This is a genomic window from Streptosporangium longisporum (assembly GCF_039534895.1).
Taxonomy (GTDB): domain Bacteria; phylum Actinomycetota; class Actinomycetes; order Streptosporangiales; family Streptosporangiaceae; genus Streptosporangium; species Streptosporangium longisporum.
Map to the genome: position 1 here is coordinate 918151 of NZ_BAAAWD010000006.1, position 25745 is coordinate 943895.

Sequence of the window (25745 nt, forward strand, 5' to 3'; positions counted from 1 at the left end):
GCCGCCCCGAGGGAGGTCCCGGCCGCGCCGGGGCCCGGGGGCCCGTCGGCGGGCGTCAGGAGAGCTGGACCACCGCGCGGGCCTTGGACAGCACCCGGGAGTCGTTGGACCTGGCGGTCAGTGCGACCACCACGCGCTTGTCCTCCAGTTTCTCCTCGATGATCCCGCTCACCGTGATCACCGCGCCCCGGTCGTCGTCCGGGACGACGACCATGGAGGAGAACCGCACCCCGTAGTCGACGACCGCACCCGGGTCGCCCGCCCAGTCGGTGACGAACCGGCCGCCCTGGGCCATGGTGAACATGCCGTGCGCGATCACGTCGGGCAGCCCGACGGTCTTGGCGAAGCGCTCGTTCCAGTGGATGGGGTTGAAGTCGCCGGAGGCCCCGGCGTACATCACCAGGTTGGCCCGGCGCACCGGGTAGTCGGCGGGCGGGATCTGCTGTCCCGTCTCGACCTCGTCGTACCTGACCGTAGCGGCCATCTCAGCTCGCCCCTCCGCGCTCGACGATGGTGTTGTAGGCGACGCACACGTCCTCGCCCTCGACGGTGCCGATGTCGCTCCTGACGGTGATCAGCTCGTTCCGCCCGACGACGCGGATGTCGGTCACCGTGGAGACGCTCACCAGCTCGTCCCCGGCCCGGATCGGCCGCCGGTACTCGAAGCGCTGCTCGCCGTGGACCACCATGGCCAGGTTCAGGCCGAGCTCGGGATCGGTCAGGATCGACCCCCCGGACAGGCTGAACACGATGGGGAAGGTCGGCGGCGCGATCACGTCGGGGTGGCCCGCCGCCCGGGCGGCCTCCCGGTCCCGGTAGACCGGGTTGTCGTCGCCGATCGCCGCCGCGAACTCCTTGATCTTCACACGGCTGACCTCGTACGGGGCGGAGGGCGCGGACGCCCGCCCCACGAAGTCGCGGTTCAGAGCCATCGTGCTCCTTTGCGGGTACCGGCACGGCACGGCCGGCGCCGGTGGGTCGAACTGACAGTGACAGGACGAGCTATCCAGGATGCGGGCCGCGGGGCCCACCGGGAAACCGTAGCCCGGCGGACAGGCGGCGGGGGTCTGCGCCGGGACCAACGTCCGGACGGAGAACATGGAGGAACACGACAAACCGGCGCCCCGTTCGGGGACGCCGGTTTCCGTGGAGTATGTACGTGCCGACGAGGCACTCATCCCCCGACGCCGGGCGGGGGGCTTCGCGAGGACTAGCGGGTCTCGCGGTGCGCCTGGTGCGTCTTGCAGTTCGGGCAGTACTTCTTCAGCTCAAGCCGATCCGGGTCGTTGCGCCGGTTCTTCCGCGTGATGTAGTTGCGGTGCTTGCACTCCTGGCAGGCCAGCGTGATCTTGGGCCTAACGTCGGTGGCAGCCACTTGGGAGTGCCTTTCTACGTTCGAGACATTGGACAACCCGCGGCAGTCTCCTCCGATGAGAGGAGACCCCGGTGGGTAGTAGCGGAGGCCGGACTTGAACCGGCGACACAACGATTATGAGCCGTTTGCTCTGCCTGGCTGAGCTACTCCGCCTTGAGGCCGACGAAATCGACCGACCCCGCAAGGATACCCGACCCGTCGAGTGCCTGCGTACTTGTGCAGGTCGGGGCGATCCCTTCTGGGTCGCCCCAGTATGCCCGTCGGCGCGTCGGAACCTTGAGTATTTTCTGGCCTGCACCTTTACGGCCGACCAAGCCGAAAGCCCTAACCGAAGGGTTAGGGCTTCTAGGCTGTCGAGCCCCTTTACGGAATCGAACCGTAGACCTTCTCCTTACCATGGAGACGCTCTGCCGACTGAGCTAAAGGGGCCTGTCCGTGTCGCTCTCGCTTGCGGACAGGTGTAACCATACACGGCTCCGCAGCGGGATGCGAAATCAATCGAGGACCGCTCGGATCACCCCGTCTCCCCCGGAAACCCCGGCGTGCCGGGGGCGGCGCCGACCGGTACCGTCGCGGGGGCGCGGGGTGGCCGTCCGGGTCCGGGCACCCGCCGGAGGCCGGAGACGTGGACCTGGAGGGCGGCCGGCGCCTTGGGCGGGGACCGCCCGTGCCACAGGTCGTCGATGAAACGATCGGTGGAGACCACGTGCCCTCCGGCCGCCACGAGCCCGGCCACCACCGCCCGTTGCCGGGAGGGACCGAGGTCCGCCGCAGGACCGTTGATCTCCGCCGCCTGGAGCGGACCGAGAACGCGCAACACAGCAAAAAGCAGGCTGCCCCTTTCGTCGGCTTTTGCGGGACACCAAGGAGCACGATGCTGCAGGACCGTCGCAGAGAAGCGATCCGCGCGCTCGACGAGAGCGACCGGCCGCACCTGTACTGGCACGGCGTGGACGACGACGGCCACGTATGGCTGTTCGAGACCGTCCTCGACGACGGCGGGGAGTACTGGCCGGTGAGGCACGCCGAGCTGGGCTCGGACGGCATCGCCCGCACGTACTCGTGGAGGCACATCGAGGACGAGCACGGCTTCCTGGCCGAGGGCCCGATCTATCCCGACGACTTCGGCCTGAACGCCCTGACCTCCGAGGAGTTCGGCACCCTGTGGGCCGCGCTCAGCCGGTGAGACGGCCCCGCCGCCCAGGATCCGGGTGAGACTCCGCGCACCCCGGGAGGCGGCCGGCACGCGGCCCGAACGGCCCGAACGGCCCGAACGGCACGGGCGGCAACGGGATCCGGGCATCGCGGATCACCCGGGAGTCCGGTGGATAGAAATGCCAGACATATCAGTTTTTATGGATTTTCGACTGTTTTCGGTCAGGGGTGAGCATCACGATCCCCCGGGCACGAAGAAAGGAGAAAGTCATACGACAAAATGGGTTATTTCGCATATCTGGGTAGGAGTAGATTGCTCGTATGAGCGGAACGCCCGGCCTGGGGACGGCCGCCTCGGGAACGACCCCGCTGAGCCTGCGGACCGCCGACGCGGTGGTGCTGCTCGACTGGCTGATGAGCGTGGACCTCGACCGGCTCCCCGTCCGGAACCTGGCGCAGAAGCAGGCCCTGATGGACCTCCTGCAGCGGCTCGACCGCAGCATTCCCGGCTACACCCCCGAGGACGTGGACCAGGCGCACCGCCTGCTGACCTCCGAGATGGGCCTGTAGCAACCGCTCTCCGGCCCCGTACGAAAAGTACCCGCGAGGCGGGACGGGAGCGGGTGACGAGGGCACCGTACGATTTACCGCGGGACCGTGTGATCCGCGGCCCGGAGGGCAGCACCGCCTCCGGACCATCGCGGCGCGGACCGGCCGCGCGGCGGCCCGTTCCGTTCCAGGAGACACGATCACCGGTCCCGGGCCGGTCCCGGGGGCCCTTCGTCGCGGCGGCGCGTCCGCCGGCGGCGGGCCGGGAAGAAGGCGGTTGCGCACATGGGCTTTGAGATCCCGCAGGCGGTGCTCGATCCCAAGCGCCTGTCGGCGGTACAGGCCACCGGCCTGCTCGACACCGAGCCGGAGCCCTCGTTCGACGATCTCGCCCTGCTGGCCGCCCGGGTGACCGGCACACGCCGGGCGTTCGTGACCCTGGTGGACGACCGGAGGGTGTTCTGGAAGAGCGCGATCGGCATGGGCGAGCTGTCCATGTCCGAGCGGCAGAGCCCGGTGGCGGAGAGCCCCTGCCACATCCTGATCGCCACGAACGAGCCCCTTCTGGCGGGGGACGTCACCGCCGACCCCCGCCTGGACTGCCTGGCGGCGGTGAAGCGGATGGAGATCGGCGCCTGGGCCGGCTATCCCATCCACGGCCCGGACGGCGAGGTCCTGGGCGGGCTCTGCGTGGTGGACGAGGCCCCGCGCACCTGGACGGACATCGACGCGCAGACGCTGGCCACCCTGGCACGCGCCGTGTCGGGGGAGATCATGCTCCGGGACGCGCTGGCCCGCTCCGAACGGCACGTGGCCGAGCTGCAGGCCGCGGGCAGGGTCTCGGAGGAACTGGCCCGGACCCTGCAGGAGAGCCTGCTGCCGCCGATGATGCCGGAGGTCTCCGGCCTGGAGGCCGCCGCCACGTACATCCCGGCCGCGGGCGGGGTGAACGTGACCGGCGACTTCTACGACCTGTTCATGGCCAGCGGCTCGCGCTGGTGCGCGATCCTGGGCGACGTGTGCGGGCACGGCGTGGAGGCCGCGCAGATCACGGCCCTGGCCCGGTACACGATGCGGGCCGACGCGCCCCGCCACGTCTCGCCCAGCAAGGTGCTGGAGCAGCTGAACCGTGCCCTGCTGGCCCAGCGGGTCAAGGACGGCCGGTTCCTGACGGCGGTCTGCGCGATCTTCCGCCCCGAGGGGGACGGGTTCACCGGGATGCTCTCCACCGCCGGGCACCCCTCCGCCCTGCTGCGGCACGGGGACGGCACGGTGGAGGCCCTGCGCACGCGCGGCGTCGTGCTGGGCGTCCTGGAGGAGACGGGCCTGGAGAACGTCCGCTTCGACCTGCGGCCCGGGGACACGTTGCTGCTCTACAGCGACGGCGTCACCGAGGCGCACCCGCCCGGGCAGCAGGACCTGTTCGGCGACGAGCGCCTGATCGCCCTGCTGACGTCCTGCGGGGACCTGGACGCGCACGAGACCGTACGGCGGATCGGCGACGCCGCGCTGGAGTACAGCCGGGGGCACATGACCGACGACATGGCCATCCTGGCGCTCCGCGTCCCGCCCCCCTGACCGTCCCGAGACCGCGTCCGGGCTCGGGACGGCGACCGGCCCTCGACCGCGGCCGGATTTCTTCCGGGACAGCCGGTAAGAATGTCGAGAAAGCGGTGACCGGCTTCTACCACGGGGAGAGCGCCGGCACAGGCGCCCGGAAACAGGGAGCGAATCCATGAAGTACATGCTGCTGATGCAGTCCTCCGGCGCACAGGCCGACTTCCCCCCGATCGAGACCTGGCCGGTGGAGGACGTCATGGCCCACATCGAGTTCATGCGGGCCACGGGTGAGAAGCTCGGCGCCGCCGGGGAGCTGGTGGACGCGCAGGGACTGGCGGCTCCGGACCAGGCCAGGATCGTGCGGGCCGGCCAGGGCGGCTCCCCCGTGATCACGGACGGCCCGTACCCGGAGACCAAGGAGTTCCTGGTCGGCTACTGGGTGGTCGACTGCGAGAGCCCCGAGCGGGCGGTCGAGCTGGCCGCGTACGTCTCGGCCGCGCCCGGTCCGGGCGGCAGGCCGCTGAACATGCCGATCGAGGTACGCCAGGTGATGTCGGCGAGCCCGGCCGAGGAGCTGTGACCACTGGATGATCCCGTGGTCGACGACCTGCTGCGCCCGCTGGTGCCGCAGGTCGTCGGCGTGCTCACCCGGCGCTTCGGCGACTTCGCCACCGCCGAGGACGCGGTCCAGGAGGCGCTCCTGGACGCCGTGGCCCAGTGGCCGGTGGAGGGGGTGCCCGGCAACCCGCGGGGCTGGCTCGTCCACGTCGCCTCCCGCCGGATGACCGAGCGGGTCCGCAACGAGCAGGCGCGGCGCCTCCGGGAGGAGCGGGTGGCCGCGCAGGCGCCCCCGGACCGCAGGACGGCACCGGCCGCGGACGACGAGCGCGCGGCCGACCGCGACGACACGCTCACCACGCTCTTCCTGTGCTGCCATCCCGCGCTGACCCCGGCCTCGGCGATCGCCCTCACCCTGCGGTCCGTGGGCGGTCTGACCACGGCCGAGATCGCCAGGGCGTTCCTGGTCCCCGAGGCGACCATGGCGCAGCGGATCAGCCGCGCCAAGCAGCGCATCAAGGCCTCCGGCGTCCCCTTCCGCATGCCCCTGCCCGAGGAACGGGCACGACGGCTCGCCTCGGTGCTGCACGTGCTCTACCTGATCTTCAACGAGGGGTACGCCAGCAGCGCGGGCCCCGACCTGCAGCGCGTGGAGCTGGCCCGCGAGGCGATCCGGCTGACCAGGACGGTCCACGACCTGCTCCCCGAGGACCGCGAGGTGGCCGGGCTGCTCGCGCTGATGCTGCTCACCGACGCCCGGCGTCCCGCGCGTACCGGACCGGACGGCGCCCCGATCCCGCTGGCCGAGCAGGACCGCGGCCTGTGGGACGGCGCGGCCGTCGCCGAGGGCGTCGCGCTCGTCACCGCGGCCCTCGCCGGGGGCGCGGTCGGCCCCTACCAGCTCCAGGCCGCGATAGCCGCGCTCCACGACGAGGCGGCCACGGCCGAGGAGACCGACTGGCCGCAGATCCTCGCGCTGTACGGCCTGCTGGAACGCATGTCCGACAACCCGATGGTCTCCCTCAACCGCGCCGTCGCCGCCGCCATGACGCACGGCGCCGAGGTCGGCCTCGGCATGCTCGGGGCACTGGAGGCCGACGGCCGCCTGGCCGGCCACCACCGCCTCCACACCGCGCGGGCCCACCTGCTGGAGATGGCCGGCGACCGGCACGCGGCCGTCGAGGAGTACCGCGTCGCGGCGAGCCGCACGACGAGCATCCCCGAGCGGGACCACCTCACCACCCGCGCCGCCCGGCTCGCCGCCACGGACACCGGAGAGCCCGCAGCCCCCGGAGAGCCCGGAGAGCCCGCAGGGCCCGCGGTGCCCGGGGACACCGAGGATCCCTGAGGGCGTCGCGCACGGCGCGGGCCCGCGACGGCAACCCGCACCTCGTCGCGTACGGCACGAGCGGGCACGGGGTGTCACCGTCCCGGAGGCGCGAGGCGGGCCGTGACCGTCGCCGGACCACGCGAGAAGGGCCCCGGAGGAACATCCGGGACCCTTCGGCGTCCCCGGTCGCCCCCCATGCGGGAACCGCTCGAGAGGCCCGGCACGACCGGAAGAACGCCATGAAGATCATTTCACACATCTCGGCGGCCGGTGACACGCGACCGCCCGCGCACGCCCGGTCCACCGTCCCGGGCCGCAGGACACGGGCCCGCGGGACCACGGCCCCCGCCCGCCCGGCCGGAGATCACGATCCCGGGCCTGCGGGCGACGGTCCCCTCTCAGGCGGTGGCGCCCCCGTCGAGGACCAGGTCGTGGCCGACCGCGAATCCCGACTCGGGCGCCGCGAGCCAGAGCACGGCGGAGGCCGCCTCGTCGAGCGACCCGACCCTGCCGATCGGCAGCGCTCCCTTGAGCCGCTCGGCCCGGTCGGCCTCGGTCTCGCCGGGCCACAGGGACATGGAGGTGTCGATCGGTCCCGGGCTGAGCACGTTGACGCGGATGCCCTGCCCGATGTACTCCTTCGCGGCCGTCCGGCTCAGCGCGCTCACGGCCGCCTTGGACGCCGCGTAGGCGCCGAGGAACGGCAGCCGCAGGTGGGCGCCCAGGTTGGAGGAGGTGTTGACGATCACACCGCCGCCGTTGCCGAGCATGTGGGCGATCTCGTGCTTCATGCTGAGGAAGACGCCGGTCAGGTTCACGGCCAGCAGGCGGTCCCAGGCGTCCTCGTCCATGTCCGCGAGCATGCCCCCCTCGACGACTCCCGCGTTGTTGAACGCGACGTGCAGGCCGCCGTGGCGCTCCACCGTGGTCGCGACGAGCCGGGCGACGTCCGCGGAGGAGGAGACGTCGGCGGTCACCGCGTCGGCCCGGCCCCCCTCGTGCTCGATCAGCTTCACGGTCTCCTCGAGCGCCGCGGCGCCACGCCCGGCGACCACCACGGCCGCGCCCTCCCGGGCGAAGGCGAGCGCGGCGGCCCGGCCGATGCCCGAGCCTCCTCCGGTGACGAGAACCACCTTGCCGGTGAAACGTGCTGTCATGATCTTCTCCTTCGTTTACCTGGTACGGCGCGGGAACGCCGAGAACAGAGCGGTGACGACGAGAGCGGCGGCGGCGCTTCGCAGGGCGAAGGCGTAGCCGCTCGACGGGTGGTGCGAGTGGGCGCCCGCGAGGGAGACCAGAACCGCGAGGCCGAGCGGCGGGCCGATCTCCATCGCGGTGTTCAGCAGCCCTCCCGCCAGGCCGCCCTCGCCGTCCCGCGCGTCACGCATGACGGCGAGCGCGGCGGCGGAGAACGTCATCCCCGCCCCGCAGGGGAAGACGACCAGGCCCGCGTACGGCGCGTCGAGAACGCTGAGCAGCAGCAGACCGGCGCCCGCGACGGTCAGCCCGATCGCCAGGACGCGGCGGATCCCCAGACGGGGGACGAGCCGCCCGGCCAGGGGGGCGGACACGAGGACGGCCGGGGCGGACAGCAGGAACGCGACCGACGTCCACAGCGGCGACAGGCCGCGTACCTGCTGCAGGTACAGGGAGAGCAGGAAGAACCCGCTCGCCATCGCCCCGGCGCAGAGCATCACGGCGACCAGCGGCAGGGCGCGGCCGCGCAGGAACGGCAGCGGCATCAGCGGTACCGCCGAGCGCCGCTCGACCAGGACGAAGAGCACGAGCAGCACCGCACCGGCGAGGACCGTCCAGCCCGAGCGCTCCGCCCCGTGGATCAGCGCGGCCAGCCCGGCGGTCACCAGCACCGCGCCCGGCCAGTCGATCCGGCTCCTGCGCGGCGGGGGGTCGGCGGGCAGGAGCCTCGGCGTGACGGTCACCGCGACGGCCGCCACCGCGACCGGCACCAGGAACACCCACCGCCACGGCACCCAGGTGGTCACCACGCCGGAGAGCACGATCCCCGCGGTCGCGCCGGCGCTGCTCAGCACGCCCCACACCGCCGTCGCCCGCATCCTGCGGCGCGGATCGGGGAACACCACGCCCAGCAGCGCCATCGCCGCAGGCGCCGCCAGCGCCGCACCGGCCCCCTCGGCGAACCGGGCGACCACCAGCACGCCCGTCCCGGGGGCGAGACCGGCCGCCACCGAGGCGAGGCCGAAGACGGCCATGCCGGTGACGAACACCCTCCTGGGCCCGAGGAGGTCCGCCAGCCGCCCGCCGAGCAGCAGCAGCCCTCCGAACGACAGGCCGTAGGCGGAGGTGACCAGCACCAGATCGGTGTCGTCACCCCGCAGGTCCCGCTGGACGGCGGGCAACGCCACGGTGATGACCGTGATCGTCGCGATGAGCGTGACCTGCACGGCCCCGAGCAGCGCGAAGGCCGTCCGGGAGGCACGGTTTTCTAGACCGATCGTTCCAGTTTCAGGGCATGCGGAAGCGTCTCGCGTCACAGTGATCACTTCCTCAGTCCAGGACGGCCAGCGCCTGCGCGGTGGCGTCGCGCAGCCTGGCGGGGTCGGGGTGGGCACGGCCCAGGACGCGCATGCCCTGCATCACGACGAGCAGGAACCGGGCCAGGGCCCGCGGATCCCGGTCCTGCGGGATCTCGCCCTGCGCGCGTGCCCGGGTCAGCGCCGAGGTCAGCGCGGTCTCCAGGTTGTCCCAGCTCGCCTCGATCCGGCGGGCCGTCTGCGGATCGCGCGACATGACCTCCACGGCCGCGTTGACGACCATGCAGCCGCGCCTGCGCTCGTCGCACAGGGACTCCTCGGCGTACGCCTCGATCAGCGCCCGCACGGCCGGGAGCGCGGGCCCCGGCTGGGAGAGCACCTCGACGACCCGGGGGTCCCTGGTCTGCAGGTACCTCTCGAACGCCTTCAGGTAGAGGTCGTGCTTGCCGCCGAAGGTGGCGTAGATGCTCGCCCTGGCGATGCCCAGGTGCTCCACCAGGTCGGCCATGGACGTCGCCTCGTACCCCCGCTCCCAGAACAGCTCCAGCGCCTTCTGCAGGGCCGCGTCCGGATCGAACTCCTTGGTCCTTGCCACACCACGGACCCTAACCATATGAGACCGATCAGTCAAATATCGGGGAGGAGAGCGCACCCCGCGGCACCGCTCCGGCCCGGCCGGGAGTCCCGGCCCCCGGCGCTACGGGATACCCGCCATTCCCGGCAGCATCACGTACGGGGACGTGGCCCGGTGACGGACCAGCCGCCGGGCCTGGCCGGTCTTGACGTTGACCGTATAGGTACTGATCTCGCCTTTCCCGTACACGATCGTGACATCGGATACGTTCCGCCACAGGGCGGTGCCGGTGACGCCGCCGTCCTCCGGCAGGCCGCGGATGGCGACCTTGCGCAGGGTCCGCCCGGTCCCGCTGTCGAGAAGGGTGAGCGTGCGCTTCGTGAGGTCGGCGTGCTCGAAGGCGGCCACCGTCCGGCCGTCCGGGGCCAGCTCGCTGAACATGATGAACGCGCCCTCGAAGCGCACCGGCGCGCCCCCGCCGGTGACGGGCATCTGCCACAGGTCGGTCTTCCTGTACCGGACCAGCACGGCGATGCCGTCCTTGACACTGACCGGCTCGTACACGCCCGGTATCGACACCGTCCTGCCGGTCCGCACGTCGATCAGCACCCCGGGCGTCTTGGTCCCCTCCCGCGGATCGAAGATCACATAGCGGCCGTCGTCGGAGACCACGAGCATGGAGCCCACGCCGATCCGTCCTTCCTTCACCGTGACCGGGGAGACGACCTCGGAATCTGTCGCCAGGTCGCGGACCACGTGCGCCTGGGCCCGGCGGCTGTAGTAGGCGAACATGCGCCCGTCCCGGCTGATCGCGGTGGGAACACGCCGGCGGTCGGCGGTGACGGCGAGCGCCTGCGGCACCCGGTAGGTCGTGCCGGTGCGGGTGACCACCCGCCACTCGGCGGCGTCGCAGTCGAGGCCCCCCTCCCCCTGCTTCACCTCGCACTCCGTCAGGTACGCGTGGCTGAGCGACCCCACCCTGCCGTCCGGGAGGTCGGGCAGCGTGTCCGTCCCGCGCGACGCCACCGTCCCGTTCCCCCGCTCCCACGGCGGCGTCACGACCACCGCCGCCATGCCGAGCGCCACGACCGCCGCGGCGACCGCCACCAGGCCGGTGCGACGCCTGCGCCGGTGACCGGTGATGACCCGATCGGCCAGATCCACCAGGGGAGCCTCGCCGGCGACGTCGTCCAGCGCATCGTGCAGCCTCGTCATCGGGCCACCTCCCTGACCTCGGAATCGGACAGCAGGTGCGCCAGCTCGGGCGCGAGCGCGCGCAGGCGGGCCAGCGCGTGATGGACCTGGCTCTTGACGGTGCCCACCGAGCAGCCGAGCGTCTCGGCCGTCTGCGTCTCGGTGAGGTCCTCCCAGAAGCGCAGCACGATCACGGCGCGCTGCTTGGGCGTCAGCCTGGCCAGCGCCTGGCGGAGCACGATCCGGTCGAGCGTGGCCTCGTCATGGGAGGCCCCGCGTTCCGGCGGGTCGGCGCTCGGTGACTCGAGACGTGGCCGGCGCCACCAGGAGATGGACTGGTTGACCAGCGCCTTGCGCGTGTACGCCTCGGGATTGCCGTCCCGGGACAGCGTGGGCCACTTCCCCACCACCTTGATCAGGACGCTCTGCAGGAGGTCCTCCGCGAGGTGGGCGTCTCCCGTGAGCAGGTAGGCGAAGCGCATCAGCGCCTGCTGGCGGGCGAGCACGAACTCGCGGAAGTCGTCGTGATGATCCAATGTGATATCCCCCTCCCCCGTTCCTAACGCGGCCCGTGGGATGAATGGTTGTAGCCCTTCTGGTTTTCGATGAGAAATCCGCTGCGGTACGTCCGGGCAGGAAGCCGGTCCCGGCGTCCGCGAGGTACGTCCGGGGCTGAGGCCGGTCCCGGCGTCCGCGGGCCCGCGTCCGACCAGCGTGATCATTCCGGGTTGGGGGGGCTCCCGCCGGAGGCGTGACGATCATCGGTGGAACGGTGGCCGGCGAGCGAGCGGACCGCGTCCGGACCCCAGGTGTACTCGACGGCGGGCAGGGCGAACCCCGCGGGAAAGCGCTCGACGAACTCCCGGGTGGGCCGGCCGCCGAGACGCCGGTAGAAGGCGATCGCGGAGGTGTTGCCCCGCAGCACGTCCAGGTACAGGGCCCTGCCCGGACACCGCGTCACGGCCCAGGCGAAGGCGTGTCGCATGAGCCGGTGCCCGACTCCGGAACCCCTGCTCGCGGGCCGGACGTGCAGGTTGTCGAGCAGGACGCGGCCGTCGGCCTGGAGGCCGAGGTAGACGAACCCCACGAGGACGGTGTCCTCGACGGCCACCAGCAGGCACGTGGGGTGATCCTGCTCCGCAGCGGCGGTGAGGCGCGCGTTCCACACCCTCCTGCGCTCGTCGAGCAGCGGCCCGTTCAGATAGTCGTCGGGCATGATCCCGGCGTAGGCGGTCAGCCGGCTCTCGGCGTGCAGCACCGCGACGCGCTCGGCGTCGTCCCTCGTTCCGGATCTGATGAGCATGGCGTAGAGGCCGGCACGGTCACCGGTGGAGCCGGTACCCGGACGGACCGGGCTCTTCCCGCGAACGAAGCGACGACCGGACCGTCCTCATCCCAGGAACGTCGCGGTCGTCGCCACGAACCGGCCGGCGTCGTCGAGCCAGGGAAAGTGACCCGCTCCCGGTTGGACGACGAACGCGGCATCCGGGAACAGCCCGGCGAACTCGGCCGCGACGCTCGGAGGCGTGTTCAGGTCGACCTCCCCGGCGAGCAGCAGCACCGGCGCGGTGAACGCGGCCAGTGCCGCGCGGGCGGCGTCGGGATCGAAGGCCCCTTCGGCGCCGAAGGCGACCGCGGCCTCGGCGTTCCGACGGCCGTCCTGGGCCGCCTGATGGGCCTGCGCCGCCGCATCCCATCGACCGTAGAAGAAGGGATCGACGGCCTTCCGGTCACCTGCGGCATCACCGGCCACCATGGCCTCCAGAGCGGCGAAGGCCGCCGCGAACCAGGGCTCGTCCCTGCGCAGCCGCGCGGTCGCGAGCCGGCTCTCCCCGGTGGCGGCGATGCCGACGGCCCTGGTGCTCGGCGCGATCAGGGCGAGCCTGCCGACACGTTCCGGGTGCCGGGTCACGTACGACACCGCCAGGTTGGCGCCGGCGGAGTGCGCGAGCAGGTCCAGCCGGTCGAGACCGAGATGCTCCCGCAGCGCCTCGACATCGTCGACCAGCCGGTCGCAGCGGTAGGAGCCGGCGTCCTCCGGTACCGCGGACCGGCCGGTGCCCCGGGGATCCATCATGATCAATCGCCGATGCGCGGACAGGCCGCCGAGTTCACCGAGGTAGACGGAGTCCTGCATCGGGCCGCCCGGCAGGCAGACCACCGGGGCACCCTCACCGGACACCCGGTACGCGAGCTCGGTGCCATCGTGCGCGGAGAAGACGGGCATGACGAAGATCCTGTCAGCGACGTCCCGGCCAGGGCAACCGACTTCTCCCGCCGTACGACGATCAGGACCGATCGCGTTCCCGGCCGTCTGAAAGCACTTCCCGACGGCCCACCGGATCACGGCCCTCGCATCATCCCGGCCAGGCCCGTACTCGGCCATCAGGTCTCGGTGGTGACACGGGCACGCGGCCCCTGAGGCAGATCGGTGCGGCCATGCCGGCATAGATCGACGTCCTGTCCGCGTCCTTGCCTGGTGACATCGCGAGGAGGACGGGTGGATCCAGGACGTGAGGCGGACTTCCGGCAGTTCGTCATCGATCGATCAGGCGCGCTGTTCCGTACCGCGTACCTGCTGACCGGTGACCGGCACGCCGCCGAGGAGCTGGTGAAGACGGCGCTGGTGAAGACGGCGGTGAAGTGGCGCGGCCTGCGCGACCCCGCGGCCCTTGAGGGGTACGTCCGCCGTGTCATGTACCACGAGCAGGTGAGCCGGTGGCGACGCCGCTCCCGCGTCACGGAAGTGTCCGCCGGATGGCTGCCCGAACAGATCGGCGACGGGCACGCCGAAACGGCGGATCTTCGTCTGGTGATGCGCGACGCCCTTGCCCGGCTGACACCCCGGCAGCGGACCATGCTCGTACTGCGCTACTTCGAAGACCTGTCCGAGACCGAGATCGCGCGGCTGCTCGGGGTCAGGGTGGGGTCGGTACGCAGCCAGATCTATCGGTCGCTGGAGCGCCTGAAGAAGGCCGCACCCGAACTGAGCACCGTGAGGGAGTCCGGATGAACATCGAGGATCTGCTGCGCGAGACCCTCTCCGACATGGCCCATGAGGAGCAGCCACCCTCGCCGGGCCGGTTCCTCCCGGCCGGCCGGGGCCGAGCCCGTCGGCGCGGCCTCGTCCTGGTGATGGCGACGGCGGCGGCCGTGACCGCGATGGCGGTCGGATCCACGCTCGTGGTCCAGGGACTGTCCTTTCGGGAGGCGGTACCCGAGGACTTCACCGGGGTGGGCTCCGGCGAGACTCCCGCGGAGACCAGGCAGGGGCGGACCACCCTGACCGTGAAAGAAGGACGGCGGCTCTCGCAGATCCTGAAGCAGCTGTCGGCCGCCACCGGCAGACCGGCGGCGGAGTTCGAGCGGGCCGCCGAGGACGGCAGGGCACTCGGCCTTCCGGCCTACGCCAAGGGCAGGCTGGAAGGGTTCGCCTTCCCCGGAACCTACGAGGTCTCGCCCACGTCGAGCCCCGGGGAGATCCTCGCCGCGATGGTGACACGCTTCGACCGCGCCGCCGAGGACGGTGACCTGGTGGACGGGGCCAGGCGTGTCGGCCGTACGCCCCTGGAGATCCTGATCATCGCCAGCATCGTCCAGGCCGAGTCGGCCGACAGGCGCGACATGCCCAAGATCTCGCGGGTCGTCCACAACCGGCTGGACCACAGGCCCGAGATGACGCTCCAACTCGACAGCACGCTCATGTACGGCCTGAACAGGTTCGGCGGCCGGGTCTCGCGAGAGGACCTGGCGAGCCGGTCGCCGTACAACACCTACAGGCGCCTCGGCCTGCCGCCCGGTCCCATCTGCAGCCCGGGGGCCGACGCCATCGAAGCCGCCCTGAAGCCGGACGCCGGGCCCTGGATGTACTTCGTGACGACCGACCCGAAGAAGGGCGTCACGAAGTTCGCCGACTCCGAATCCGAGTTCCTCAAGCTGGTCGAGGAGTACGACAGGAACCGCAGGACCGGGTGATGGAGCGGCGCGCGCGCCCGAGCCCCGCCCGGTAACACAATGATCTTCGTCCGTACGGCGGGTATCCTGTCCCCGTGTGCACGTACGCGATGGTCACCTACAGGGTCCACTACGTGTGCGTCGCCTGCCGCCAGAGCCACAAGCTGCCCTGGGACGAAGCGGAGCACCTCTGCACACGCTGCCGGGCACCGATGCTCTTCGCCGGTCACGACTTCGCCGCACCGCGCAGGACCAAGGACCGTCACTGGACTGCGGTCGAGGCCGTCCTGAGGGCGGGCCTCCGGTACGAGGGATTCGAGACCTGCGGCTGCGGCCAGGAACCGAAGTACCGTCCCCGTACGAGCGCGCAGGTCCGGGCCCGGCGCAGAGTCGCGGCACGCGAAGGACTGACCGAAGCCGAAGCACTCGCGTTGCGCGACCCCGCCGATGCGTGTCCGCCGCGCGGGTAGCCGGCTTTCGGCCGTCGGACCGGAAGTGGAGCGGCGGCCGGTGGCCCCGTCATGCGACGGCCCGGGCCACGGGCCGCCACCGCCGGCCTGAAAGAGGTCGGCACGCGCGCTCCATCACCGGTAGTACTCCAGCTCGGAGGCGGACTTCTCCGGAGGCGTCTTTCCCACGATCCGCGGTCGCAGCCGCACGACCACCGATCGTCGTGCCGAACGAGCGCACCGGTGCCACGGCGTCAGCCCGGAAGTCCGCCGGGTATTCGAACGCCCCCGACGAGGTCAAGGTGTCCACATCCAGGGTGGAAGTCCATGAGCCGGAGCGCATGTGTCCGCGCTCACCATGCCGATCAGCGCCAGGTGACCAGCAGGAGAAGAATCCACAGCCCACCGGCCAGCCCGGGCAGAAAGTAGGTGACCAGAGGCAGGGAGGAAATCCTTCTCTTCCGCCACTGGCTCCTGACCTCCACGTATTCCGGGAAGAGTTCTCCGTCCCGGTCGTGAACCAGCCGGTGGTAACGCAGATGCCGGTGAGCCACGTACGCCCAGATCATGGTGAGGAGCAGGCCGAAGACCGCGATGATCCGTACCACGACCAGGGCCAGCTGAGTGTTCTTGGCGCCTGCCTGTGTGGCCACTCCCAGCATCATGGCGTAGGCAACGACCAGCAGAGACTCCACCACGAGGAACAGGTTGGCGCGCTGGAACAACATCGTGTCCAGATGCAGGCGGTGTTGCCATCTCCGCTCGAGCGCGGCGGGATCTGCCGCCCTTTGAGCTTGCGGTTCCTCTGTATCGGACATCTGGGTGAGCTTGTTCCGCTTTGACGGACACCATCGTTGTGGTGGTCAGGCTGCGCGGGCGGCCTCGTAATCGGCAGGGCTACGGTAGCTCAGGCTGCTGTGCAGCCGGTGCAGGTTGTACCAGCCCTCGATGAATTCGAAGATCGCGCTTCGGGCAGCGGAGCGGGTGGGCCAGGGTTGGATGTTAAGAAATTCGCCCTTGAGCGTGGCGAAGAACGACTCGGCCAGCGCGTTGTCCCAGCACTGACCGGTACGACCGACCGACAGTCGCACTCCGAGCCGTTCAGCCAGGGCGGTGTAGTCAGCGCTGGTGTACTGACAGCCCTTGTCCGAGTGAAAGATCACCGGCCGAGTAGGGCGGCGGCGTGCCCAGGCCTGGAGCAGCGCGTCGGTGACCAGGTCGGTGCGCAGATGATCCGCCGTCGCCCAGCCGACCACCCGGCGCGAGGCGATGTCGATGACGGTGGCCAGATACAGCCAGCCCTCCTCGGTGGCGATGTAGGTGATATCGCCACACCAGCGGGCATCGAGCCCGGCCGCATCTGGCGTGAAGTCGCGGCCGATCAAATCCGGCCGGGTGCCGGCGCCCGGGCCGGGGACGGTGGTCCGCCGCCGGCGCCGCCGATACCGTCCGGCCAGGCCGAGCACGCGCATCAGCCGGGCCACCCGCCGCCGGCCGCACTGCTCACCGTCTCGCTGCAGTTGCGCGTGCACCCGCGGCGCGCCGTAGCTGCCCCGCGAGCGTGCGTGCACCTCGGCGATGTGCTCGGCCAGCTCCGCATCACGCACCGCGCGCGGACCGGGCAGCGCGCTGCGGCGCGAGTAGAAGGCGGCACGGGAGACTCCCAGCAGCTCACACGCCCGTTTGACGCTGTGGCCGCCCTGCTTCTCCGCCTCGATGAACGGATGCACGCTCACCGGGTCTCCCTCACGAAGAAAGCCGTCGCTCGCTTGAGCACGTCGACGTCTTGGCGAAGCCGCTGGTTCTCCCGCCGCAACGCCTGCAGCTCCTGCCGCTCACTGCTGGTCAGTCCGTCCCTGTCGCCGGCATCGACCTCGGCCTGGCGCACCCATTGCCGCACCGCGGTCTCGGTCAGATCGAAGTCCTTGGCCACCTGCCCGACCGGGCGGTCACCGCGCCGGCACAGCTCGACGATCTCGGCTTTGAACTCCGGCGTGAACGAGCGGCGAGGACGCGGCTTCTTCTTCCCCATGCTCTCCATCATGGACATCCTCTCGGGGGCGAGCCCCTGATCTCGGATGTCCGTCAAACCGGATCAAGCCCAGGGTGAACCTCCCCGCGCGAAAGCCGATCCTCGATCGGAGGCTCCCTCGCATGAGGCGGCCTCGTCAAGGACGAGGTGGCGTCCGGCACATCCACACGCCGTTCACGTCGGCATCGACATTCCGCCTGTGCCGACTTCGACCTTCTGTCGGCGCCGACCGCTTCGCTCAACTCCGGCTATCCACGCGGGGCGTACATGATGACGGCGACACCGATCAGGCACACCGCAGCGCCGATGACGTCCCATCGGTCAGGGCGGAACCCGTCGATGAGCATTCCCCAGACCAGGGATCCGGCGACGAAGACGCCGCCATAGGCGGCCAGGATGCGGCCGAAGTCGGCATCCGGCTGCAAGGTGGCCACAAAGCCGTACAGGCCCAGGGCGATGATTCCGGCCCCGACCCACAACAGGCCACGTTGTTCTCTCACTCCCTGCCAGACCAGCCAGGCACCGCCGATCTCGGCGAGCGCGGCCACCACGAACAGCAGAAGGGAACGAGCGACGGTCACGGCTGCGACTGCAGGGGGTCGCTTGCGGCGGGCCGATGAGCCCCTGTGCTCCGGCAGCCACAGCCGGTTCCACCCGCGCATCCCGTGGCGTGCCTCCGGCTCCGCAGGAACCACACCGGCCCCCAAGCCAGTACGGCCACGCCTCCTGAGATCAGAGCCACCGTCGGCATGACGCCCGTGAGCGCGACAGCCCCGGTGCCCCCGATCACCCCGGCGGCGAGCAGCACGGGGAGCACGCAGCACGCGGCACAGGCCACCGCGGCCAAGCCCGTCAGACCGGCCGGAAGCAGGCGCCTGCGCCGGTCGGGATCAGTTGAGGCCGGCATGCCGGCCCCCGTCCGCCGGGCCGGGGAACGGCAGTGGGCAGCACGGACTCCCCGCGCACGCCACCAGGTCGTCACACCCGGCGTCCACCGCTTGGATCAGCGTCTCACGGATCGTCCGAAGGTCTGCGATCCTCTGTTCCACCTCGGCGAGCTTGGCCGTTGCCCGTGCCTGCAGACCGCCGTCCCCTCTGCCGTGACGGTGGGCGGCCGCCTCGACCAGGTCGGCCACCTCCTCCAGGGTGAAGCCGAGCCGTTGCGCCACCTTGATCACACGCAGGACGGTCACCGTCTCCGGCGGGTAGAGCCGATGCCCGCCGTTGCTCCGCCGCGGCTCTTGCAGCAGGCCCCGACGGTGGTAGTAGCGCAGCGTCTGCGCGTTGACCCCCGCCGCCTCGGCGACCTCTCCGGTACGCAGCCATTCGCCGTTCACGACGCGACCCGGGGAGCCGCCTCGATCGCCCGGGCCGCCAGCCCGTCGAGCACGTTCGCGTGAACCGCGGGGACCTCGACGTCAACGACCAGCCCCTCAGGGCCGGGGGTGAGGGTGAAGGTGAAGAACGAGCAGCAGCCCGTCTCCCGGGCCGTCAGGTCACGCGCGGTCTCCTCCACCTGTGCTCCGTCATCGAGCGTGAGCCGTAGGTGAGCCGGTCCCACTCGCTCCAGTCCGCGCAGCGCGGAGGCGAACAGTTCGTCGAACTCCGCCACCCGCAGCGGTCGTTCCTCGGTCGGGAGCGTGCATTCGGCCGGTGCCCATTCCATGAGCCCTCCATGTACCAAGACCACCCGTCTCTTGTGCGGGCGATCCCTACCAGCCTGACGGTAAGCCTGTACCCCGGTACAGGATGCAACCCCCGACCATGCCTCCGCCGGAGGCATGGCGGTTCTCAGGAGGCTGTGTCCTGAGCAACGACAGTGCCTCTGACCGGCGTGGAAGCATCTTTACGGCCTTCTCTCACAGAAGATCATCCAACACATGTCCCACAAGGTCTGCGTGAGCCCCCTTACGCCGAACCACGACCATCGGATCAAAAGTGGAGGGCGTCTCATGCGTCATGCCGTACGGCGATCCGGGCTCCTTCACCTCATCGGACATGGCGGCTGGAGATCATTCCGCGTATGTTCCGGGTCTTCATGAACGCGGATCCCGGTCATAACCTGCCGACCGTCCCTGCGACGAGGCGCGCCTACGCCGGAAGCGATCATGACTCGCCGATCCTGAGATCATCGGACGGACACCCAGCGCACGATCCGGGTCGTTGTTCTCGCCCCGGATCGTGCGCTGAGCCGCCCTTTCGCGTCACCTCGGGTGATGGCCCTGGAGGGAGCGGCCTTTGAGGCGTGGCACCGAAGCCGGCCCTGGCCTCAGCGCCTGGGCGGGGGTGGTGTCGCTATTTGGCGGCGATCGCCACCGAGACCGAGGCCGTGACCTGCTGTCCCCGGTTGTTGGTCGTGGTGTAGGTGAAGGTGTCGCAGCCGGAGAAGCCCGCGCGCGGGGTGTAGACGACCTTGTCGTTCTGGATCGCGGCTGGGCTTGATCCGGTTTGACGGACATCCGAGATCAGGGGCTCGCCCCCGAGAGGATGTCCATGATGGAGAGCATGGGGAAGAAGAAGCCGCGTCCTCGCCGCTCGTTCACGCCCGAGTTCAAAGCCGAGATCGTCGAGCTGTGCCGGCGCGGTGACCGCCCGGTCGGGCAGGTGGCCAAGGACTTCGATCTGACCGAGACCGCGGTGCGGCAATGGGTGCGCCAGGCCGAGGTCGATGCCGGCGACAGGAACGGGCTGACCAGCAGTGAGCGGCAGGAGCTGCAGGCGTTGCGGCGGGAGAACCAGCGGCTTCGCCAAGACGTCGACGTGCTCAAGCGAGCGACGGCTTTCTTCGTGAGGGAGACCCGGTGAGCGTGCACCCGTTCATCGAGGCGGAGAAGCAGGGCGGCCACAGCGTCAAACGGGCGTGTGAGCTGCTGGGAGTCTCCCGTGCCGCCTTCTACTCGCGCCGCAGCGCGCTGCCCGGTCCGCGTGCCGTGCGTGATGCGGAGCTGGCCGAGCACATCGCCGAGGTGCACGCACGCTCGCGGGGCAGCTACGGCGCGCCGCGGGTGCACGCGCAACTGCAGCGAGACGGTGAGCAGTGCGGCCGGCGGCGGGTGGCCCGACTGATGCGCGTGCTCGGCCTGGCCGGACGGTATCGGCGGCGCCGGCGGCGGACCACCGTCCCCGGCCCGGGCGCCGGCACCCGGCCGGATTTGATCGGCCGCGACTTCACACCAGATGCGGCCGGGCTCGATGCCCGCTGGTGTGGCGATATCACCTACATCGCCACCGAGGAGGGCTGGCTGTATCTGGCCACCGTCATCGACATCGCCTCGCGCCGGGTGGTCGGCTGGGCGACGGCGGATCATCTGCGCACCGACCTGGTCACCGACGCGCTGCTCCAGGCCTGGGCACGCCGCCGCCCCACCCGACCGGTGATCTTTCACTCGGACAAGGGCTGCCAGTACACCAGCGCTGACTACACCGCCCTGGCTGAACGGCTCGGAGTGCGACTGTCGGTCGGTCGTACCGGTCAGTGCTGGGACAACGCGCTGGCCGAGTCGTTCTTCGCCACGCTCAAGGGCGAACTTCTCGACGTCCAGCCCTGGCCCACCCGCTCCGCCGCCCGAAGCGCGATCTTCGAATTCATCGAGGGCTGGTACAACCTGCACCGGCTGCACAGCAGCCTGAGCTACCGTAGCCCTGCCGATTACGAGGCCGCCCGCGCAGCCTGACCACCACAACGATGGTGTCCGTCAAAGCGGAGCAAGCTCAGGCGGTGCCGTTTGCGGGCTGGGTCACGCTTTGGATCTGCAGGCCCTGGGGCGTGGTCGAGCCGGCGTTGTTGTCATTGGCCAGAACATCCACGACCACTGCCGCCCCCTGCCGCGTCGGCGCCGCGTCGTTGCGCGCGGTGGAGGTCTGGGGAACCTGGGTGCCGCCGTAGTGGGCGAGGATGACGTAGGCGTCGCCCTGGCTGACGAGCTGCAGGCTTTGCGGCTGCGAGCCGCTGTAGGGCGAGCCGGAGACCGCGGTGCCGGTGAGGGTCAGCGCCTGGTTCGAGTAGGTGTTACGGATGCCGGTGCTGCCGTCGTTCTGCGCGACGATGCTGAAACTCTGGCCGGTGGAGCCTTGGTAGGCGGCGCCGGTGACGGTGGAGCCGTTCATGGTCAGCACGCTGGCGGTGCCCTGGTTGCGCAGGCCCCAGCTGCCGTCGTTCTGCTTGACCAGGGTGAAGGTCTGAGCGGCGTTTCCTGCCTGGTAGGGCTCGCCTGTCACGCTGGATCCGTTCACCGTCACCGCGGTGCCGGTGATCGGGCCGGGCTGGGACTGCTGGTTGATCGCGCCGGTCGCCACGTGGGCGGTCACGGTCGAGGTCTGGTCGAACTCGTCGGTGGTGGTGTAGGTGAAGCTGTCGCAGCCGGTGTGGCCGGCGTTGGGTGTGTAGACGACCTTGCCGTTCTGGATCGTGGCGGTGCCGTTCGTCGGAGCCGTCACGCTGGTCACCCTCAGGCCCTCGGAGGTGGAGGTGCCGGTACCCGCGTCGTTGGCCAGCACGTCCACCGTCACCGAGGATCCGGCTTCGGTGACGGCCGCGTCACCGAAGGCCTTCGGTTCCTGCAGCAGCCGGTCGCCGCCGTAGAAGGCACGGATGCCCCAGCTGCCGTCGTTCTGCTTGATCAGCTGGAAGCTCTGCGGCTGGGTGCCCTGGTAGGAGGCGCCGGTGACACTGGAGCCGTTCATGGTCAGGACCTGAGTGGAGTACTTGTGACGGATGCCCCAGCTGCCGTCGTTCTGCTTGACCAGGTTGAAGCTCTGCGGCTGGGTGCCCTGATAGGGGGCGCCGGTGACGCTGGAGCCGTTCATGGTCAGGACCTGGGTGGAGTACTTGTGACGGATGCCCCAGCTGCCGTCGTTCTGCTTGACCAGGTTGAAGCTCTGCGGCTGGGTGCCCTGATAGGGGGCGCTGATGACGCTGGAGCCGTTCATGGTCAGCACGTTGGGTGGGGCGGCCGCCTGCGCGAAACCCACGCCCCCACCGGCGAACGTCACGGCGAAGGTGGAGAGGACGGCACCTGCGACGGCTGCGCCGACGCGCCTGCCTGGAAGTCGAATCATTTCTTTGCTTTCGTCAGTCATGGTGATTTCAGGCCGTCACGACAGCGCCCCTCAAGGACCGCAGGGGGGCGCCGCTGTTTCCGGCCATGCCATGACAGCACACAGGTCACTTTGAGTAGCGGATCTGACGCCTACGGTGATCTCGCGTTTCGTGCGCATGTCCGAGACCCTCGTAGTGGTGACCGCAGATCCGGCGAAACCGTCCATGACCTGCAACGACTCCAGATCGAGAGTGTCGAGTCACGACCGTCGCACCGACACCGGATCGTCCTGCCCGAAGGGGAAGCAGGCCTAGGTGAGGGGACGATCATCTCGGAGCCGGAGGTCCTCCCCGGAGGGGATCGGTCATGGTCATGGCCGCGATCGGCGAGCACGACGTCGGGACGCTGCAGTGGACGGCTGTCTCGTGACGTCGACGCCACCGTGCAGCTTGTCGACGAGACAACCGTTGGCCAAGCTGGAGGTCCCGGAAGCCGATCTCTGGTGAGTCCATGAAGCGCTTCGAAGATCACATCCCCCCTCTCCCCGGTCACCCCGTGCGGACGGACAAGATTGCAGGTGCCCGTCCCTCCGCGCTGTCCCGGATCTCGGGTCCCTTCATCCTCGCCGCACTTCTGGGGCTCGCCGCCTTGGCAGGCGCCGTCTTCCTCCCCCGCTACCTGCTCGCATGGGACCTGGGTACGGCAAAGCCGCCGGCCGACTACGCCACTGCTGTGAACAACATCCGCACGACCCTGCTTCAGGGCGTCGGAGGCCTGGTGCTCCTGATCGGCGCCTACCTCACCTGGCACCAATTACAGCTCAGCCGCCACGGGCAGGCCACCGAGTCCTTCGCCTCCGCCGTCGCGCATCTGGGTGACCCGAGCGTGGACGTCCGCCTGGGCGGCATCTACGCCCTGGAACGTATCTCCCGCTCCTCGACAACCGACCGCCAGGTCATCGGGGAGATCCTCTCCGCGTTCATCGGCAACCGAGCCCGCGATCCCCAACGGGACATCCAGCACGCATGTCACGCCACCACGGCACCGGGCAGCGCTGTCAACCTCTCCCTCCGTGCCCCTGACATCCACGCGGCACTGACCGTTCTCGGCCGCCGGGACCCGGTCCGGAACCAGGTGCTCCGCCTTGACCGCATGGTCTTGCCCAAGACCAACCTCGCCTCCGCCAGGCTTCACGACGTGGACCTCCATTTCAGCGACTTGGCCGAAGCCTCCCTTGTCGGCACCGACCTGACTCGTGCGGATCTCACCGGAGTGCGACTGGCGGGGGCGATCCTTGTCGACGCGGTCCTCTACCAGGCCGACCTGCGCGATGCCGTCCTGACGCGGGCCATCGCCGAGTACGTCGACCTCCGGGGCACCGACCTGACCAAGGCCGAGCTACGGAACGCCGACCTGCGCGGCGCCCGCCTGGACTACAGCGACCTCCGAGGAGCCACACTGACCGGAGCCGTTCTGACGGACGCCTCGCTGAAGCACGTGGTGTTCGACGAGACCACCGTGTGGCCCGACGGCTTCGACTTCTCCCACCTCAGCCCCGTACGGCGGCGATCGCTCCCGCCCATCCGTCCCAGGACCTACAAGGAGTTCGCGGTCCACGCGGCAACCGCTGAGAACGACCCTCCAGCCGAGTAGGCCCTCCGGGGTAGGTGCTATCAATTCAGGCCGGAACTGGGCCGGGTTCAGTCCGACTGGGCCGGACTCAGTCAGGCTGGGCCGGGTTCAGCCCGGCGAACACCTCGATGAGCTCACGACGCTTCGCCGACAGCATCTGCACACCAGGTCCAGCGTCAGTCCGCCCACCGAGTCACGAGACAGCCTTCAGGAGACATGCGCGGATTACGGACGTAGGCGAGCCAAAAGCTCGTCCCCTGCAGGGTAGGGACGCTCCTCGGGCAAGAGACGGGCCGCGATGTCCGGCTCGTCGTTGCGCATGAGTGTGTGGATCTCGTGAGCAAGCGGAGTCACGTCGGTGATGGCGACCATCCACTCGTCCGCGTACCGGCGCGCACCCTCACCTGAGAGGCCGAGCTGCAGTGAGCGGTAGGACAGCGGCTGCAGGCGAAGATCACGTTCGGGATCCCACTGCACTCGGGCCGGGGCATGCTTCAGCTGTCGTTTCCAGGTATCCCGGTCGGGATGAAGCCCGGGCTCATAATGCGACAAGCACGCGTGACGCAGGGCCCATTCGAACCCTTCGCGGATGATCTCGATGGCCAGGACGGTCTCCTGCCCCTCCTTGGTGCCCCAGCCGCAGCGGTACATCATCCACAGGAACGATGGTTTGACCCACGTCATCCGGTCTCGCTTCCAGGCGGCGGGAAAGCGGCCACAACGAGCGGCGGGGAGGCCGATCTCTGGAGCGTAAGCCTGGTAGACGGTGACCGTGGAGGCGGTGTGAACCGCCCGGATCCCGTGCTGTGGTTCTCCCATGCTGGACAGGATGAGGCCGGCCGCTGGGAAGATCCATTGATTTACTGACGGTTTCAGAATGAGGTTCGGAGTCGGCGCAGGCAGATGAGGCTGCATGCCAGATCGAGCAGACCTTGATGGAGATCGGCGCGGTGTTCGTAGCGGATGCGCAGCCGTTTGAACTGGTGTAGCCAGGCGAAGGTCCGCTCGACCACCCACCGGATGGTTCCCAGTCCTGAGCCGTGCGGGCTACCGCGTCGGGCGATGACCGGTTTGATCCCGCGTTTCCACAGGTGGCGGCGGTGGCTGGGGTAGTCGTAGCCGCGGTCGGCGTACAGCCGCCGGGGTTTGCGCCGAGGTCGGCCTCGTACACCGCGGATGGGCGGGATCGCCGCGAGCAAGGGGAGCATCTGGGTGACGTCGTGGCGGTTGCCGCCGGTCACCGACACTGCCAGCGGCGTGCCGTGCGCGTCGACGATCAGGTGGTGCTTGGAGCCGGGCCGGCCTCGGTCGACCGGCGACGGGCCGACGTGGTCCCCCCTTTGAGGGCGCGCACGTGCGATCCGTCGATGGCGGCATCATTCAGGTCGAGCAGGCCCGCGGCCCGCAATTCGTCCAGTAGTAGCTGGTGCAGGCGTGGCCACACGCCGGCCTCGGTCCAGTCGCGTAGTCGCCGCCAGCAGGTCACTCCCGAGCAGCCGATGGTCGAGGCCGGGACATCGCGCCAGGCCACGCCGGTGCGCAGCACGTAGACGATGCCGGCCAAGGCCATGCGGTCGTCGATCGGCCGCCGTCCTGGATGGTGTCGGCGGCGTGGTGGATGGGGCGGCAGGAGCGGAGCTATGCGCTCCCATAGATCATTTGGAACGAGGTCGGGGGAAGACACGCGGTTGAGTTTGTCCGCTTGAGTCTGCCGTCACCAGCCGACACACCGCTCATTTTGAAACGAGCTGTTAGGAGCCGTCTCCTTCGGCTTCACCGGCCGGTTCTCATCCCTGAACCGCTCCGAGAGCCCGGCACGACCTGGGAAAGC

Annotated in this window: 32 protein-coding genes and 2 tRNA genes; 11 read left to right on the forward strand and 23 right to left on the reverse strand. The window is 70.0% G+C overall.

Annotated features, from left to right (window positions below; translation table 11 throughout):
* Positions 1-55 precede the first annotated feature (55 nt).
* The 6 genes from ABD832_RS08180 to ABD832_RS08205 form a co-directional block, all read right to left on the reverse strand.
* Positions 56-484 (reverse strand): MaoC family dehydratase, encoded by a 429-nt coding sequence (locus tag ABD832_RS08180; RefSeq protein WP_344890667.1) that lies wholly within the window; start codon positions 482-484, stop codon positions 56-58.
* Position 485: 1 nt separating this feature from the next.
* Positions 486-932 carry a MaoC family dehydratase N-terminal domain-containing protein gene (locus ABD832_RS08185; RefSeq protein ID WP_344890670.1) on the reverse strand — a complete coding sequence of 149 codons (447 nt, stop codon included), beginning with the start codon at positions 930-932 and terminating at the stop codon, positions 486-488.
* Positions 933-1210: 278 nt separating this feature from the next.
* Positions 1211-1375: a 50S ribosomal protein L33 gene (rpmG, locus tag ABD832_RS08190; RefSeq protein ID WP_030921771.1), complete on the reverse strand. Its 165-nt coding sequence runs from the start codon at positions 1373-1375 to the stop codon at positions 1211-1213.
* Between the two features lie 79 nt (positions 1376-1454).
* Positions 1455-1528 (reverse strand) — tRNA-Met (locus tag ABD832_RS08195).
* Positions 1529-1731: 203 nt separating this feature from the next.
* Positions 1732-1804, reverse strand: a tRNA-Thr gene (locus tag ABD832_RS08200).
* Between the two features lie 85 nt (positions 1805-1889).
* Complete coding sequence (locus tag ABD832_RS08205) at positions 1890-2192, reverse strand: AfsR/SARP family transcriptional regulator (RefSeq protein ID WP_344890673.1); 303 nt, start codon at positions 2190-2192, stop codon at positions 1890-1892.
* Between the two features lie 57 nt (positions 2193-2249).
* On the opposite strand from ABD832_RS08205, the gene ABD832_RS08210 reads away from it, so the two are divergent.
* The 5 genes from ABD832_RS08210 to ABD832_RS08230 all read left to right on the forward strand — a co-directional run bounded on the left by ABD832_RS08210 (position 2250) and on the right by ABD832_RS08230 (position 6545).
* Positions 2250-2561, forward strand: coding sequence for a hypothetical protein (locus ABD832_RS08210; RefSeq protein WP_344890676.1), 312 nt, complete (start codon positions 2250-2252; stop codon positions 2559-2561).
* Between the two features lie 290 nt (positions 2562-2851).
* Positions 2852-3100, forward strand: coding sequence for a hypothetical protein (locus ABD832_RS08215; RefSeq protein WP_344890679.1), 249 nt, complete (start codon positions 2852-2854; stop codon positions 3098-3100).
* Between the two features lie 264 nt (positions 3101-3364).
* The gene (locus tag ABD832_RS08220; RefSeq protein WP_344890682.1) at positions 3365-4657 is read left to right on the forward strand and encodes a PP2C family protein-serine/threonine phosphatase; all 1293 of its coding nucleotides are present in this window, start codon (positions 3365-3367) and stop codon (positions 4655-4657) included.
* A gap of 157 nt (positions 4658-4814) precedes the next feature.
* Entirely contained in the window at positions 4815-5219 is a 405-nt protein-coding gene (locus tag ABD832_RS08225; protein WP_344890685.1) for a YciI family protein, read from the forward strand.
* Positions 5220-5234: 15 nt separating this feature from the next.
* Complete coding sequence (locus tag ABD832_RS08230; protein WP_344890687.1) at positions 5235-6545, forward strand: RNA polymerase sigma factor; 1311 nt, start codon at positions 5235-5237, stop codon at positions 6543-6545.
* Between the two features lie 380 nt (positions 6546-6925).
* Here ABD832_RS08230 and ABD832_RS08235 read toward each other — a convergent pair whose 3' ends face one another.
* The 7 genes from ABD832_RS08235 to ABD832_RS08265 all read right to left on the reverse strand — a co-directional run bounded on the left by ABD832_RS08235 (position 6926) and on the right by ABD832_RS08265 (position 13035).
* The gene (locus ABD832_RS08235; RefSeq protein ID WP_344890690.1) at positions 6926-7684 is read right to left on the reverse strand and encodes an SDR family NAD(P)-dependent oxidoreductase; all 759 of its coding nucleotides are present in this window, start codon (positions 7682-7684) and stop codon (positions 6926-6928) included.
* A gap of 15 nt (positions 7685-7699) precedes the next feature.
* Positions 7700-8950, reverse strand: a complete 1251-nt coding sequence (locus tag ABD832_RS08240; protein ID WP_344890693.1) for an MFS transporter — start codon at positions 8948-8950, stop codon at positions 7700-7702.
* Between the two features lie 103 nt (positions 8951-9053).
* The gene (locus tag ABD832_RS08245; RefSeq protein ID WP_344890696.1) at positions 9054-9635 is read right to left on the reverse strand and encodes a TetR/AcrR family transcriptional regulator; all 582 of its coding nucleotides are present in this window, start codon (positions 9633-9635) and stop codon (positions 9054-9056) included.
* A 102-nt stretch (positions 9636-9737) separates the two neighbouring features.
* The gene (locus ABD832_RS08250) at positions 9738-10829 is read right to left on the reverse strand and encodes a hypothetical protein (RefSeq protein WP_344890699.1); all 1092 of its coding nucleotides are present in this window, start codon (positions 10827-10829) and stop codon (positions 9738-9740) included.
* Positions 10826-11344 (reverse strand): SigE family RNA polymerase sigma factor, encoded by a 519-nt coding sequence (locus ABD832_RS08255; protein ID WP_344890702.1) that lies wholly within the window; start codon positions 11342-11344, stop codon positions 10826-10828. Before ABD832_RS08255 ends, ABD832_RS08250 begins: the two co-directional genes overlap by 4 nt.
* Positions 11345-11526: 182 nt before the next feature.
* The gene (locus ABD832_RS08260) at positions 11527-12111 is read right to left on the reverse strand and encodes a GNAT family N-acetyltransferase (protein ID WP_344890705.1); all 585 of its coding nucleotides are present in this window, start codon (positions 12109-12111) and stop codon (positions 11527-11529) included.
* Positions 12112-12198: 87 nt separating this feature from the next.
* Complete coding sequence (locus tag ABD832_RS08265) at positions 12199-13035, reverse strand: alpha/beta fold hydrolase (protein WP_344890708.1); 837 nt, start codon at positions 13033-13035, stop codon at positions 12199-12201.
* Between the two features lie 273 nt (positions 13036-13308).
* Here ABD832_RS08265 and ABD832_RS08270 point away from each other — a divergent pair, with 273 nt between their 5' ends.
* The 3 genes from ABD832_RS08270 (at position 13309) to ABD832_RS08280 (ending at position 15232) form a co-directional block, all read left to right on the forward strand.
* Positions 13309-13821, forward strand: coding sequence for a SigE family RNA polymerase sigma factor (locus tag ABD832_RS08270; RefSeq protein ID WP_344890710.1), 513 nt, complete (start codon positions 13309-13311; stop codon positions 13819-13821).
* On the forward strand, positions 13818-14783 hold the full coding sequence (gene mltG / locus ABD832_RS08275; RefSeq protein WP_344890711.1) for an endolytic transglycosylase MltG: 966 nt from the start codon (positions 13818-13820) through the stop codon (positions 14781-14783). The genes ABD832_RS08270 and mltG overlap by 4 nt, the downstream gene beginning before the upstream one ends.
* 74 nt (positions 14784-14857) lie before the next feature.
* On the forward strand, positions 14858-15232 hold the full coding sequence (locus tag ABD832_RS08280) for a hypothetical protein (protein WP_344890713.1): 375 nt from the start codon (positions 14858-14860) through the stop codon (positions 15230-15232).
* 344 nt (positions 15233-15576) lie between these two features.
* On the opposite strand, the gene ABD832_RS08285 is transcribed toward ABD832_RS08280, so the two are convergent.
* From ABD832_RS08285 to ABD832_RS42070, 7 genes are all read right to left on the reverse strand, one after another.
* Positions 15577-16029, reverse strand: a complete 453-nt coding sequence (locus tag ABD832_RS08285; RefSeq protein WP_344890716.1) for a hypothetical protein — start codon at positions 16027-16029, stop codon at positions 15577-15579.
* Positions 16030-16074: 45 nt separating this feature from the next.
* Positions 16075-16947, reverse strand: coding sequence for an IS3 family transposase (locus tag ABD832_RS08290; RefSeq protein WP_425582570.1), 873 nt, complete (start codon positions 16945-16947; stop codon positions 16075-16077).
* Positions 16944-17243 carry a transposase gene (locus ABD832_RS42065; protein WP_344887020.1) on the reverse strand — a complete coding sequence of 100 codons (300 nt, stop codon included), beginning with the start codon at positions 17241-17243 and terminating at the stop codon, positions 16944-16946. The genes ABD832_RS08290 and ABD832_RS42065 overlap by 4 nt, the downstream gene beginning before the upstream one ends.
* Before the next feature lie 248 nt (positions 17244-17491).
* Complete coding sequence (locus ABD832_RS08295; protein ID WP_344890722.1) at positions 17492-17824, reverse strand: YnfA family protein; 333 nt, start codon at positions 17822-17824, stop codon at positions 17492-17494.
* Positions 17825-18133: 309 nt separating this feature from the next.
* Positions 18134-18580 (reverse strand): MerR family transcriptional regulator, encoded by a 447-nt coding sequence (locus ABD832_RS08300; protein WP_344890723.1) that lies wholly within the window; start codon positions 18578-18580, stop codon positions 18134-18136.
* On the reverse strand, positions 18577-18909 hold the full coding sequence (locus ABD832_RS08305; protein ID WP_344890725.1) for a hypothetical protein: 333 nt from the start codon (positions 18907-18909) through the stop codon (positions 18577-18579). Before ABD832_RS08305 ends, ABD832_RS08300 begins: the two co-directional genes overlap by 4 nt.
* A 629-nt stretch (positions 18910-19538) precedes the next feature.
* Positions 19539-19865, reverse strand: a complete 327-nt coding sequence (locus tag ABD832_RS42070) for an Ig-like domain-containing protein (protein ID WP_425582578.1) — start codon at positions 19863-19865, stop codon at positions 19539-19541.
* Between ABD832_RS42070 and ABD832_RS42075 the strand changes: the two genes are divergently transcribed.
* Together ABD832_RS42075 and ABD832_RS08310 are read left to right on the forward strand one after the other, a co-directional pair.
* Positions 19749-20048 (forward strand): transposase, encoded by a 300-nt coding sequence (locus ABD832_RS42075; RefSeq protein ID WP_425582571.1) that lies wholly within the window; start codon positions 19749-19751, stop codon positions 20046-20048. The two genes, ABD832_RS42070 and ABD832_RS42075, sit on opposite strands and share 117 nt — an antisense overlap.
* Positions 20045-20917: an IS3 family transposase gene (locus ABD832_RS08310; protein WP_425582572.1), complete on the forward strand. Its 873-nt coding sequence runs from the start codon at positions 20045-20047 to the stop codon at positions 20915-20917. The genes ABD832_RS42075 and ABD832_RS08310 overlap by 4 nt, the downstream gene beginning before the upstream one ends.
* Positions 20918-20954: 37 nt before the next feature.
* On the opposite strand, the gene ABD832_RS08315 is transcribed toward ABD832_RS08310, so the two are convergent.
* Positions 20955-22301, reverse strand: a complete 1347-nt coding sequence (locus ABD832_RS08315; protein WP_344890729.1) for an Ig-like domain-containing protein — start codon at positions 22299-22301, stop codon at positions 20955-20957.
* A gap of 491 nt (positions 22302-22792) precedes the next feature.
* Here ABD832_RS08315 and ABD832_RS08320 point away from each other — a divergent pair, with 491 nt between their 5' ends.
* Positions 22793-23935: a pentapeptide repeat-containing protein gene (locus ABD832_RS08320; protein WP_344890731.1), complete on the forward strand. Its 1143-nt coding sequence runs from the start codon at positions 22793-22795 to the stop codon at positions 23933-23935.
* A 204-nt stretch (positions 23936-24139) separates the two neighbouring features.
* On the opposite strand, the gene ABD832_RS08325 is transcribed toward ABD832_RS08320, so the two are convergent.
* Together ABD832_RS08325 and ABD832_RS08330 are read right to left on the reverse strand one after the other, a co-directional pair.
* On the reverse strand, positions 24140-24733 hold the full coding sequence (locus tag ABD832_RS08325) for a DUF4291 domain-containing protein (protein WP_344890735.1): 594 nt from the start codon (positions 24731-24733) through the stop codon (positions 24140-24142).
* A gap of 53 nt (positions 24734-24786) precedes the next feature.
* A protein-coding gene (locus ABD832_RS08330) for an IS5 family transposase (RefSeq protein WP_344890464.1) occupies positions 24787-25598 on the reverse strand; the annotation gives its coding sequence in 2 pieces (ribosomal slippage) (positions 24787-25256 and positions 25256-25598; 813 coding nt in all).
* Positions 25599-25745: the final 147 nt, after the last annotated feature.

Bases quoted from the DNA above. Each gene is read 5' to 3' on its own strand.
- ABD832_RS08180 (WP_344890667.1), bottom strand. From the start codon at position 484: ATGGCCGCTACGGTCAGGTACGACGAGGTCGAGACGGGACAGCAGATC.
- ABD832_RS08185 (WP_344890670.1), bottom strand. From the start codon at position 932: ATGGCTCTGAACCGCGACTTCGTGGGGCGGGCGTCCGCGCCCTCCGCC.
- ABD832_RS08210 (WP_344890676.1), top strand. From the start codon at position 2,250: ATGCTGCAGGACCGTCGCAGAGAAGCGATCCGCGCGCTCGACGAGAGC.
- ABD832_RS08215 (WP_344890679.1), top strand. From the start codon at position 2,852: ATGAGCGGAACGCCCGGCCTGGGGACGGCCGCCTCGGGAACGACCCCG.
- ABD832_RS08220 (WP_344890682.1), top strand. From the start codon at position 3,365: ATGGGCTTTGAGATCCCGCAGGCGGTGCTCGATCCCAAGCGCCTGTCG.
- ABD832_RS08225 (WP_344890685.1), top strand. From the start codon at position 4,815: ATGAAGTACATGCTGCTGATGCAGTCCTCCGGCGCACAGGCCGACTTC.
- ABD832_RS08235 (WP_344890690.1), bottom strand. From the start codon at position 7,684: ATGACAGCACGTTTCACCGGCAAGGTGGTTCTCGTCACCGGAGGAGGC.
- ABD832_RS08250 (WP_344890699.1), bottom strand. From the start codon at position 10,829: ATGACGAGGCTGCACGATGCGCTGGACGACGTCGCCGGCGAGGCTCCC.
- ABD832_RS08260 (WP_344890705.1), bottom strand. From the start codon at position 12,111: ATGCTCATCAGATCCGGAACGAGGGACGACGCCGAGCGCGTCGCGGTG.
- ABD832_RS08265 (WP_344890708.1), bottom strand. From the start codon at position 13,035: ATGCCCGTCTTCTCCGCGCACGATGGCACCGAGCTCGCGTACCGGGTG.
- mltG (WP_344890711.1), top strand. From the start codon at position 13,818: ATGAACATCGAGGATCTGCTGCGCGAGACCCTCTCCGACATGGCCCAT.
- ABD832_RS08285 (WP_344890716.1), bottom strand. From the start codon at position 16,029: ATGTCCGATACAGAGGAACCGCAAGCTCAAAGGGCGGCAGATCCCGCC.
- ABD832_RS42065 (WP_344887020.1), bottom strand. From the start codon at position 17,243: ATGGGGAAGAAGAAGCCGCGTCCTCGCCGCTCGTTCACGCCGGAGTTC.
- ABD832_RS08305 (WP_344890725.1), bottom strand. From the start codon at position 18,909: ATGGAATGGGCACCGGCCGAATGCACGCTCCCGACCGAGGAACGACCG.
- ABD832_RS42075 (WP_425582571.1), top strand. From the start codon at position 19,749: ATGGGGAAGAAGAAGCCGCGTCCTCGCCGCTCGTTCACGCCCGAGTTC.
- ABD832_RS08315 (WP_344890729.1), bottom strand. From the start codon at position 22,301: ATGATTCGACTTCCAGGCAGGCGCGTCGGCGCAGCCGTCGCAGGTGCC.
- ABD832_RS08320 (WP_344890731.1), top strand. From the start codon at position 22,793: ATGAAGCGCTTCGAAGATCACATCCCCCCTCTCCCCGGTCACCCCGTG.
- ABD832_RS08325 (WP_344890735.1), bottom strand. From the start codon at position 24,733: ATGGGAGAACCACAGCACGGGATCCGGGCGGTTCACACCGCCTCCACG.